The sequence below is a fragment of the Rhodococcus maanshanensis NBRC 100610 genome (assembly GCF_001894865.1).
Taxonomy (GTDB): Bacteria; Actinomycetota; Actinomycetes; order Mycobacteriales; family Mycobacteriaceae; genus Rhodococcus_G; species Rhodococcus_G maanshanensis.
On the sequence record NZ_BCXA01000062.1, the window covers coordinates 22,134 to 32,756 of the forward strand.

12 protein-coding genes are annotated in these 10,623 nt (G+C 71.8%); 4 read left to right on the plus strand and 8 right to left on the minus strand.

The window, feature by feature from the left end; translation table 11 throughout:
- Positions 1-5: 5 nt before the first annotated feature.
- The 6 genes from RM1_RS24410 to RM1_RS24435 form a co-directional block, all read right to left on the minus strand.
- Positions 6-2,210, minus strand: coding sequence for an AAA family ATPase (locus RM1_RS24410; RefSeq protein ID WP_072754204.1), 2,205 nt, complete (start codon positions 2,208-2,210; stop codon positions 6-8).
- 45 nt (positions 2,211-2,255) lie between these two features.
- Entirely contained in the window at positions 2,256-3,068 is an 813-nt protein-coding gene (locus tag RM1_RS24415) for a CDP-alcohol phosphatidyltransferase family protein (RefSeq protein WP_072754212.1), read from the minus strand.
- Positions 3,069-3,127: 59 nt separating this feature from the next.
- Complete coding sequence (locus tag RM1_RS24420; RefSeq protein WP_027501248.1) at positions 3,128-3,841, minus strand: phosphatidylserine decarboxylase; 714 nt, start codon at positions 3,839-3,841, stop codon at positions 3,128-3,130.
- Between the two features lie 155 nt (positions 3,842-3,996).
- Positions 3,997-4,458, minus strand: a complete 462-nt coding sequence (locus tag RM1_RS24425) for a hypothetical protein (protein ID WP_092667902.1) — start codon at positions 4,456-4,458, stop codon at positions 3,997-3,999.
- A gap of 58 nt (positions 4,459-4,516) precedes the next feature.
- Positions 4,517-5,143: a response regulator gene (locus tag RM1_RS24430; RefSeq protein ID WP_027501246.1), complete on the minus strand. Its 627-nt coding sequence runs from the start codon at positions 5,141-5,143 to the stop codon at positions 4,517-4,519.
- Entirely contained in the window at positions 5,140-6,330 is a 1,191-nt protein-coding gene (locus RM1_RS24435; RefSeq protein WP_072754205.1) for a sensor histidine kinase, read from the minus strand. Before RM1_RS24435 ends, RM1_RS24430 begins: the two co-directional genes overlap by 4 nt.
- 162 nt (positions 6,331-6,492) lie before the next feature.
- Between RM1_RS24435 and RM1_RS24440 the strand changes: the two genes are divergently transcribed.
- On the plus strand, positions 6,493-7,092 hold the full coding sequence (locus RM1_RS24440) for a GlcG/HbpS family heme-binding protein (protein ID WP_072754206.1): 600 nt from the start codon (positions 6,493-6,495) through the stop codon (positions 7,090-7,092).
- Between the two features lie 2 nt (positions 7,093-7,094).
- Positions 7,095-7,853, plus strand: coding sequence for an ankyrin repeat domain-containing protein (locus RM1_RS24445; RefSeq protein ID WP_072754207.1), 759 nt, complete (start codon positions 7,095-7,097; stop codon positions 7,851-7,853).
- Positions 7,854-7,856: 3 nt separating this feature from the next.
- Here RM1_RS24445 and RM1_RS24450 read toward each other — a convergent pair whose 3' ends face one another.
- Entirely contained in the window at positions 7,857-8,324 is a 468-nt protein-coding gene (locus tag RM1_RS24450) for an SRPBCC family protein (protein WP_072754208.1), read from the minus strand.
- Between the two features lie 101 nt (positions 8,325-8,425).
- Positions 8,426-9,559 carry a PQQ-dependent sugar dehydrogenase gene (locus RM1_RS24455; RefSeq protein ID WP_425528721.1) on the minus strand — a complete coding sequence of 378 codons (1,134 nt, stop codon included), beginning with the start codon at positions 9,557-9,559 and terminating at the stop codon, positions 8,426-8,428.
- Between the two features lie 235 nt (positions 9,560-9,794).
- Here RM1_RS24455 and RM1_RS26505 point away from each other — a divergent pair, with 235 nt between their 5' ends.
- Both RM1_RS26505 and RM1_RS24460 read left to right on the plus strand, forming a co-directional pair.
- Positions 9,795-9,953 (plus strand): hypothetical protein, encoded by a 159-nt coding sequence (locus RM1_RS26505; RefSeq protein WP_169922367.1) that lies wholly within the window; start codon positions 9,795-9,797, stop codon positions 9,951-9,953.
- Positions 9,954-10,071: 118 nt separating this feature from the next.
- The gene (locus tag RM1_RS24460; protein ID WP_072754209.1) at positions 10,072-10,422 is read left to right on the plus strand and encodes a GntR family transcriptional regulator; all 351 of its coding nucleotides are present in this window, start codon (positions 10,072-10,074) and stop codon (positions 10,420-10,422) included.
- Positions 10,423-10,623: the final 201 nt, after the last annotated feature.

Here is a 10,623-nt window from a genome sequence, read left to right on the forward strand (position 1 = left end):
TAGCCTCAGCGATTCTCGGCGTAGGCCGCGAGGTGCGCCACCTGCTCGGGGTCGAGCGACGGGCGGACCGCCTTCCTCGCCGCGGCGACGTCGGCCGCCGTGACGTCCGCCGCGTCGACACTGCGGCGCATGGCGGCCAGCGCCGCCTCCCGCAGCAGCGCCGCGCAGTCCGCCGCCGAGTACCCGTCGAGATCCTCCGCCAGCGCGTCGAGGTCGACGTCCGCCTCGAGCGGGATCGACTTCCCTGCGGTCTGCAGAATCTGCTTGCGCGCCTCGGCGTCCGGCGGCGGCACGAAGACCAGCCGCTCGATCCGGCCGGGGCGCAGCAGCGCCGGGTCGATCAGATCCGGCCGGTTCGTCGCCGCGAGCACCACGACGTCGCGCAGCGGTTCGACGCCGTCGAGCTCGGTGAGCAGCGAGGCCACCACCCGGTCGGTGACCCCGGAGTCCGAGCTCTGCCCGCGGCGCGGCGCAAGGGCGTCCACCTCGTCGAGGAAGATCAGCGAGGGGGCCGAGTCCCGGGCCCGCTGGAACAGCTCGCGCACCGCCTTCTCCGACGCTCCCACCCACTTGTCCATCAGCTCGGCGCCCTTGACCGCGTGCACGCTGAGCTGGCCGGAGCTGGCGAGGGCACGGACCACAAAGGTCTTGCCGCAGCCGGGCGGGCCGTACAGCAGCACCCCGCGCGGCGGGTCCACCCCAAGGCGGGCAAAGGAATCCGGGTGCTGCAGCGGCCACAGCACCGCCTCGGTGAGGGCCTGCTTGGTCTCGACCATGTCCCCGACGTCCTCGAGGGTGACGCTGCCGATCGCCAGCTCCTCGGTCCCAGAACGCGACAGCGGGCGGATCACCTCGAGCGCGCCGACCAGGTCCTCCTGCAGCAGGTTCGGGTCCTCGCCGCTGCTGCTGGCCCGCGCCGCGGCCCGCAGCGCGGCCTCCCGGACCAGGGCGGCGAGGTCGGAGGCGACGAAACCCGGTGCCCGCGCCGCGATCTCATCGAGCTTGAGGTCGGTGGTGGGGACCTTGCGCAGCATCAGCTCCAGCAGCGCCCTGCGGAGCCTGCCGTCGGGCAGCGCCACGGTGAGTTCGCGGTCGCACAGGTCCTGGCCGCGGACCCGGTCGTCGAGCGAATCGGGGTGTGCGGTGGTCGCGACGAACGCGACCCCAGGGGTGTCCACCGCGCGGCGCAGCTCGTCGAGGATCAGCGTGGAGACGGGTTCCGGCTCGGCGGGCAGCAGTGCGTCGATGTCGGTGATCAGCAGCACCCCACGCTCGTGCGGCTCCCCGCTCACGGCGCCGGTGAGGCGGGCCACCGCGTCCGACACCCGCTGCAGCCGGGTGGCCGAATCGAGTGCGCCGACACCCGGGCCGTCCAGCGCGACCACGGCGCGCTCGGCGAGCACCGCCCGCGCCAGGGTCGACTTGCCCACCCCGGCAGGCCCGGTGATGAGCACGCCGAGATGCGGGGAGGCCCCGAGCGTGTGCAGCAGCTCCGGCTCGTCCAACGCCAGCTTCAGCCACTCGCTGAGCTTGGCGGCCTGGGCGCCGACGCCGACCAGGTCGGCCAACGGAACGGGTGCGGGCGCAGGCGCGGGGGCCGGTGCGGCCTGCGTCTCGACGGAGGGCGCCGCACCAACCCCGGGTGTGGCCACGCCGCTGCCCCAGGTGACCGCCGAATTGGGTTGCACGCTCACCGGTCCCGCGGGATCGACTGATGTCACGGTGAGCAGTTCCGAGGTCCAGGCGACACCGAAGGTGCGCGCCAGCGACTGCGTCGCGCCCGCGGTGCTGGTGCCGGGGCCGAGGTCGCGGGGGAGCAGTGAGACCGTGTCGCCGACGGTGAGCACCTTGCCGAGCAGGGCCTGCCGCAGCGTGGTGTCGGGGATCGACGCCGCCGCGAGCGCCGAACCGTTGACGGTGACGGACCTGGCGCCGTACACCGTCACGGGTGAGAGCACCACGCGCGCATTCTCTTTGAGCCCGGCGTTGGAGAGGGTGACGTCGTCGAGCAGCGCGGTGCCCGTCGGCGTGGCCGTGGGTGCCAGCGCGACCACGGCTGCCGTGCGCCTGGCACCGATCACGGCGATGCCGTCCCACTCGCGCAGCCCCAGCGCGGCCAGCGCCTCGGGGTGCAGCCGCACCACGCCGCGGCGGGCGTCGGAGGCGGAGGTGTTCAACCGGGCGGTGAGCGCGAGTTCCGGAGAGTTCACGTCGACCAGCCTAGTGCGAGGTGCGTCGACGACGCCGCCGCCGGACTACCGGGGGCGGCGCAGTCCGAGGCGCGCGGCGGAGACCCGGCCGCGATCGCCCGTCGGTGCCCGCCGGATCGCCCGTCGCTCGGCCGGTTTGATGTCCCACACCTCGGGGCGCGCGGCGACCCAGCGCTTGGAGCGGACCGCGAACGGGATGTGCACGAGGTACGCGAAGACCAGCACGATCATCAGGACGAACGGGTAGGTGACCAGGGCGGCCGCGACCAGTGCGACGACCACCAGCAGTGCCGCGGCCATCCGCTTCGGCACGGCGAAGGTCTTCATCGCCAGGGTTGGCACCCGGCTGACGATCAACGCGGCGGACAGAACGGTCCAGGTGGCGACCACGTAGAAGGACGACCACCAGCCGTCGCCCCACTGGATGTATGCCGCGAGCGGGGTCAACGCGATCAGCGCGCCCGCCGGGGCGGGCACACCGACGAAGAACTCGCTCGTGTACGCGGGCGCCGAGTCGTCGTCGAGCAGGGTGTTGAAGCGGGCCAGCCGCAGCACGATGCTCACCGCGTAGACGAGCGCGATGATCCAGCCCGCGCTGCCGCCGTCGAGCAGCGTCACGTACAGCACAAGGGCAGGGGCGACGCCGAACGAGATGGCGTCGGACAGCGAGTCGAGCTCGGCGCCGATCTTGCTGGTGGCGTCGAGCAGTCGGGCGATCCGGCCGTCCAGCGAGTCGAGCACCGCGGCCGCACCGATCATCGCGAGCGCGATGCCGAGCTTGCCGTCGAGGGCGAACTTGACCGCGGACAGGCCGCCGCACAGCGCCAGGATGGTGATGGTGCTCGGCAGCAGGAACAGCCCGGACGCCGCCGTCCTCCTGGCCGTCACCGCCGCGGCGACGGTGCGCTTCGGCGTGTTCACGGGAGCTGGGCGAGGACGGTTTCGGCGCCGATGGCGCGCTGGCCCCGCTCCACCATCAATGTGGTGCCCTGGGGGAAGTAGGTGTCCACCCTGGACCCGAATCGGATCAGTCCGTACGTGTCGCCGATCGGGAGCCGGTCGCCGACGTTGGCGTCGCACACGATGCGCCGGGCCAGCAGTCCGGCGATCTGCACCACCGCGATCTCGTGACCGGCCTCGGTGCGCAGCAGCATCGAGTTGCGCTCGTTGGCGTCGCTGGCCTCGGCGAGATCGGCGGAGAGGAACTTGCCCGGCTTGTGGACCACGGCCAGCACCTCGCCCGCGACGGGGCTGCGCTGCACGTGCACGTCCAGCACGGACAGGAAGATGCTCACCCGGGGGACGGGGGCGTCGCCCATGTTCAGCTCGGCGGGCGGGACCGCGGTGTCGACGAGGGCGACCTCGCCGTCGGCGGGGGAGACCACGACGTTCGCGCGGTTCGGCGGCACCCGGTGCGGGTGGCGGAAGAAGGCGGCGCTGGCGCCAGCCGCCGCGAGACCGGCGCGGCGGACCCACTTGCGGTTGCGTCCGAGCAGCGCGACCGCAAGCGGCGCCGCGACGAACGGGATCCCGGCCGGATGCAGCGGCGGAACCGTGTTGCGGACCAGTTCCGCGACGTGCGCGATACCGGTGGTTTGCGGGGTGCCAATCGGGATGGGGCGGCGGGCCACGGGCTCCTCTTACTGTTTCGTCTTGCTGTCCGGCGAAAACGTGCGCCCTGGCGGCTTCGAGGCCGGGTGCGGGCACCCACAGGCTAGCCGAGACGGGCCCGGGAGGGGGACTCGGCCGCCGCTGAGCTGGGTGAACGGGGCGGCGGCCGGATGCCTCACCCGGTCGGGGAGAGCCGTTCCCGCAGCCGGGCGATGCCGCCGCGGATGGTCGCGCCGTAGCCGTCGTCCGACAGCGTGGAGACGCGCGCCTCCGCGAGCTCGAGGTGGGCCCGCGCCCGGTCGTCCTCGCCCAGCTTGGCGTAGTCGGCGGCGAGGTTCAGGTGCAGCGACGGGTAGAAGCCCGCCACCTGCAGCGACGAGTGGTGGCGTTGGGCGCGCTCGTCGGTGAGGGAGTCCGCCGCGCGCAGCGCGCGCAGGTCCCAGTCGAGCTCGTCCGCCGGTTCGTCCTGGACGTCGGCCATGTAGTGGGCGAGCGTGACGGCATGCAGCGGGTCCCCGTCGGGTCCGATCCGATCCCACAACGTCGCGAACGCCGCGCGGGCTCCCGCCCGGTCGCCCCCGTTCGCCAGTTCCTGCGCCGCCATGATGCCGGTCATGATCGGGTCCGCTTCGCTCATCGTCTGCCTTCCGTCGGGTGGGGGATCGACCGTAGGCCGGGCCACCGACAGTGGGCCGTCAGCGAATTCCGTCGCGGCGCAACGCGACCGACACCGCCGCCGCCCTGGTGTCCACCCCGAGCTTGGCGTAGATGTGCGCGAGATGAGTCTTGACGGTGGCCTCGCTGATGAACAGGCGCTTGCCGAGTTCCTTGTTCGTCAGGCCCTCCGCGAGCAGCGTGAGCAGTTCGGCCTCGCGCGCGGTGAGGGCCTCGTCGGGACGCCGCATCTGCTGCAGCAAGCGCGATGCCACCGGCGGCGACAGCACGCTCTGGCCCGCGACCGCCCCTCGGATGGCGGCGAAGATCTCCTGCGGCGCCGAATCCTTGAGCAGGTAACCGATGGCGCCGGCATCGATGGCCCTGACCACGTCGGCGTCGGTGTCGTAGGTGGTGAACACCAGGACCGGCAGCGCAGGGCAGGCCGCGCGGATCCGGCGGATCGCCTCGACACCGTCGATGCCTGCGCCGAGCGCCAGGTCCATCATCACCAGCCGCGGCGCGAGCTCCGCGGCCATGTCGACGGCCTGCTCGCCGGTGTCGGCCTCGCCGATCACCTCGATGTCGGGCTGGGAGTCCAGCAGGGCCCGCAGGCCGGCCCGCACCACCAGGTGGTCGTCGACCAGCATCACGGTCGTCGCGGTCATCGCTCGCCTCCGTACGGGATCTGGGCGGCGATGACGGTGCCCTCGCCGGGAGCGCTCTCCACGGTGAGGGTGCCGCCGAGCGCCTGCACCCGCTGCCGCATCGCGCGCAGGCCGAACCCGCCAGCGGGGGAATGGTCGCCGACGGCGTCGGCCGCGAAGCCGCGCCCGTCGTCGAACACATCGAGAGCGACGGCACCGGGAAGGTAGGTCAGGGTCACCCCAAGAGTCTGCGCCTCCGCGTGCCTGGCCACGTTCGACACCGCGCTCTGGGTGATCCGCAGCAGCGCGTGCCCGACCTCGGCGGGCAGCGGGACCGCCGTCCCGATCACCTGCAGCCGTGCCGCGGGGAAGTGGCCGCGCGCGGCGCTGAGCAGGGCCGCGTCCAGGCTCTGCGTCTCGAGATTGGGGGAGGCCAGGTAGTGCACCAGGTTCCTGGTCTCGGCGAGGTTCTCGCGCAGCGACGCGGTCGCGGTCCGCACCTCCTCGCGCGCGGGTGAGTGCGGCTGGTCCCAGGCCAGGTCCGCCGCCTCGAGGTGCAGCAGGCTGCTGGTCAGGCCCTGCGTGACCGTGTCGTGGATCTCGCGGGCGAGCCGCTCGCGTTCGGACAGCACGCCCGCCGCGCGTTCGGTCTCGGCGAGCCGCGAGTTCGCCTCGGCGACCTGTTCGAGCAGCCGGAGGCGTTCCCTGCTGTCCCGTTCGATCTGGCCGTACGCGATCACCACCAGCGCGCCGGTGCAGATCGGGCCGATGAGCACGGCCCATTCGGTGCGGCCGCTGAAGTTGAAGAAGGCGAGGCTGGTGACCACGGCGAGCGCCGCGACGATCAGGTACGCCGTCCTGTTCGAGAACGCGCGGGTGCAGAGGAAGAACATCGGGAACGCGCACCACGCGAAGCTCGGCGCCAGCCACACCAGCACCGCCCAGGTGGTCAGTACCGGCCACACCCACGGCTGCCAGGCGGCGGCCCGGCGGGACAGCAGCACGGTCACGGCGTAGAGCGCGGCCAGCGCGACGATGAGGGCGGCGACGATGACGAACCTGCCGCTGACGCCGTGGTAGGTCAGGTACCGGGCGGTCGAGGTCGCCAGCAGCACGTAGAACGAGACGTGGATCGCGACATCGAGCGGTCCGCGGGAGTCCCGGTCGGCCGGGATCTGATCGCGACGGGCGCTGACTGGACTGGACATCGGCTCGATCCTACGGAGGGGGCGCCGCCGCCGGATCGGCCATTCGGATGATCTCCTCGCCCCCTGACGGCTGATCGGGAGGCAGACGTCGGCCCGATGCGGGTGGGTGGGTCCGGCGGCGAGGCTGGAATCCATCAGCCCCATTACCGAAAGGCCCACCCGATGAACCTCTCCCGCCGCCTGCCCAAGACCCTCGCCGTCACCGTCCCGCTGGCCGCGATCCTCGCCACCGCCGCGTGCGGCAGCGGGATCGACGACAAGGAGGCGTCGGCGACCCCGATCGCCACCACCGCAGCGGCCGCGGCCGCTGCGAAGGCCCCCGGCGACCAGGCAGCGAAGGGCACGGCGACCGCGAACCGGTTGACCGTCGGGGCCGCGGGCACGGCCGCGCAGGCCGCGCTCGCGAAGTGCCAGGCCGACGGGCTCGGCTTCGTCACGGTGGCCGTGGTCGACCGCAACGGCAACGTGCAGGCGATGCTGCGCGGCGACAACGCGGCCCAGCACACCGTCGAGGCGGCTCGCCAGAAGGGCTACACGGCAGCGGCTTTCGGCGCCAACACCAGCGATCTGGCCGGTCGCGCCAAGGGTGACGGTGCCACCGTCGCGGACATCGACGGCACCCTGTTCCTGCCGGGCGGCGTCAGCGTGAAGGCGGGCAACGCGTCCATCGCGGGCATCGGTGTCGGCGGCGCCCCGGACGGCATGGCCGATCAGGCCTGCGCCGCGGCCGGGCTCGAGGCCATCGCCGGATCGCTGCGGTAGCGATGAACGCCAACGTGAGGCGCGCGTCGGCCGCCGTCGTCCTTGCCGCCGCGGTGGCCGCATGCGCCGCCTGCGGCGGCCAGGATCCGGCGGTCGACGCCGGGCCGCCCGCCGCCCAGGTCCCCGCCTCGACGACCGCGTCGCCGCCGGAGACCGTGCCCATCTCGACCCCGGAGCTGGAGCGGTCGCTGTTCGCGGCTGTCCGTGCGGACGACGCCGACGCGGTGCGCGCGGCGCTCGCCGCAGGCGCGGCTCTCGAGGCCCGCGGCGCCGGTGGCCGGACCCCGCTGGTGGCGGCGGCGAAGTCGAACTCGGTGAACGCGGCCAGGGCGCTCGTGGCGGCAGGCGCCGACGTGAACGCGAAGGACGACATCGAGGACTCGGCGTTTCTGTACGCAGGTGCGGAGGGGCTCGACGAGATCCTGGCGTTGACGCTGGCGCACGGTGCCGAGGTGGCCGCAACCAACCGGTACGGCGGCACCGCGCTGATCCCGGCGGCCGAACACGGGCACGTCTCGACGGTGCGGACGCTGATCGGGGCGGGCGTGCCGGTCAATCACGTCAACGAACCGGGCTGGACCGCGCTGCAGGAGGCGGTCGTCTACGGCGACGGATCGGCCCGGTATCTCGACGTGATCGGTCAGTTGCTCGCGGCTGGCGCCGACCCCGCGATCGAGGACTCGAACGGCCGGACCGCACTGGAGAACGCGAAACGCCGCGACCAGCAAGCGGTCGCGGCGCTTCTCGGGGGAGAACGCTGACGGTCAGGCCGGCGCGGCGGCCGTCGACTCCACGGTCGACTTGATCCGGGCGAGGGTGGTGTTCATGCCCGCGATCATGTCGACCTCGAAGTCGGCGGTGCCGCCCATCATCTTGTCGATGAGGAAGGACGAGATCTTGGTGGTGCCGGTCGGCGCCTCGCGGCGCTCGGTGAGGCGGGTGCCGGTGTCGGTGGCCTCGAGCGCATAGGTCCAGATGGTGTGATTCTCGACGACCCGCCAGGCGATCGTCTTGTTCGGCTCGAAGCGGACCACCTTCGCGGTGGTCGGCCAGACCAGCAGGCCCTTCTTGTTCAGGTTGAACGTCTTGGTGCCGTGGGTGACCTCGCCGAAGACGTGCATCCGCCTGCACTGCGGGCTCCACTCGCCCATCCGCTTGAGGTCCGAGACCACGGCCCACACCGCGGCGGGGGGAGCGGCGATGTCGATGCTCGCTTCGAGGGTGTTCGTCACTGGGCTTCTCCGGTTCTAAGAGGATTAGTGCTACGCACGGTTACGGATATCTTGCCGGATCGTGGGCGTTCGTCAAGGCCCGATCTTGGCACGGCTCGGGGTCACGGGCGCGGAGTCAGCCGGAGCACCACGTCGTCGCGGCCGTTGTCGGTGGTGACGAGCAGGGTCCCGTCCGGCTGTCCGCTCACCGTGCGGATCCGGCCGTAACGACCGTCGAGCAGCGAGGCCTGGCGCTCGACCCCGAGGCCGTCCGGGGTGAGGCCGAGCAGCAGGACCTTCTCGCCCTGCTGCGTCCCGACCGCGAGCGCGCCCGACCAGTCGCCCCAGCCGGGCCCGAGGAGAAACGACCCGCTGGGGGTGGCGAGGGTCGGCATGCCCGAGCTCCACACCGCCTCGCGGGCGCCGGGCACCCGGTCGGGGTCGGTCATCGGCACGGCCTCGATGTACCGGCCTGGTTCGAGGTCGGGACGCCAGCCGTAGTTGCCGCCCGGCACCAGGAGGTTCACCTCGTCGTCGCGGTGGGTCCCCTGCTCCACCGAGTACAGCTGCCCGGTGCCGGGGCGGAAGCTGAGCCCCTGCACGTTGCGGTGGCCGAGGGTGTAGACGGGGGAGGCCGGATCGGGGTTCCCGGCCGCGGGGGATCCGTCGGTGTTGATGTGCAGCACCTTGCCGCCCAGCGAGTGCGGGTCCTGGGGAGCCGTGGGGATGGTCGCGTCGCCGGTGCCGACGAACAGGGTGCCGTCCGGTGCCGGGAGGATGCGGCAGCCCGCGTGCCGCCCGCCCGCGCTCGGCAGGCCGGAGAGCACCACGCCCGTCCTGGTCAGTGACGTCCACTCCGGGTCAACCGTCCAGGCCACCAGTCGGACATCGGTCGGCCCGTCGCCCCGGTGTCCCTGGCAGGTGAACACGCGGCGGTTGCTCGCGAACCCCGGATCGAGCGCGATGCCCATCAGCCCGGTCTCCCCGGAGACGTAGAGGTCGGACAGGTCCGCGGTCGGCCGGGTGACCGTGCCGTCGGGCCGCCTGGCCACGAACCCGCCGCCGCGCTGCCCGGTCAGGAGGGTGCCGTCCGGCGCGACCGCGATATCCCATGGCTTGTTCAGTCCGGTCAGGAGCTCGGTCACCTCGACCGTCGGCGGGGCGGCCGCGACGACGCTGCGCGCGGTGGAGGCGGCCTCTCCCGAGGTCTCGGGTGAGGCGGTGTCGGTGGCGCTCGCGCAGCCGGCGACGAGCAGGGCGAGCGTCAGCGCGGCGGATCGACAGCGCACGGGCCACCTCCGGATCTTCCGGCGCAGGAGCTGTTTACAGGGTATCGCCGCCGGGGAACCGGCTGCAGGTCGTGACCGCAGCCGAGCGCGGGCAATCGCTGCCCCTCAGGGGTGGATTTCGCTGTAATACCGGGGGGATGATGAACGATGAAAAATGTATCCACGCAGCATTGAAATCAGGCAGACACCGGAGTGATCCGTCGTGAAGATCCCAGTCGTTCTCCAGCATGTGCGACATGACGCCGTCCCGATTCTCGAGTCGGCCCGGATGAAGGGTCGTCCCAAGTACTGGCCGGACGAAAAGCTCGAGCGGCTGCTGACCGACGGTGAGAGAGAAGACGTCGAGCGCGGCCGGTTCTGACCCACCGCTGCGGCGTCGAGTGTGCAGTTCCCGTCGCCCCCTCTCGGTGAATGCGCAGGTAAGTGCACTCTCACCTGAACAAGTTGTTCTATTGGAACTAGAACAATAGAATCAAAGCGTGCTGATACGAATCGACCAGACCGCGGCGGAGCCGCTCTATGAGCAGGTCGCCTCGAGCGTGCGCAGGGCCATCGCTGTCGGCGAGGCGGCACCGGGCGAGCGACTCCCGGTGGCCCGTGACCTGGCGGCCTCGCTCGATCTCAACGTCCACACCGTGTTGCGTGGCTATCAACTGCTGCGCGACGAGGGCCTGATCGAACTGCGACGCGGACGCGGGGCTGTCGTCACGGCGGACGCGAGCGGTCGCGGCCGGCTGCAGGAGGCGCTCCGCGACCTCGTCGCGGAGGCCCGTCGGATCGGCATGGGCGCAACCGAACTCACCGCACTCGTCACCAAGGAGATGCATTAACGCTTCCCCTGCCCAAAGGCGGGAGATTTCAAGCTCAGACCGCAACCAGGCCACCCATCCGGAGGAGGTGATCAGATTGTCTGACGTCGTCAACACTTGTGTGGCCGCGCTCTGCCACAGCCAGGATCACCCTGGCAGCGTTCCGGTCGCGACCGTCGGTGTAACCGCAGTCCACGCATCGGAAGGTTCGTTCGGCGAGTT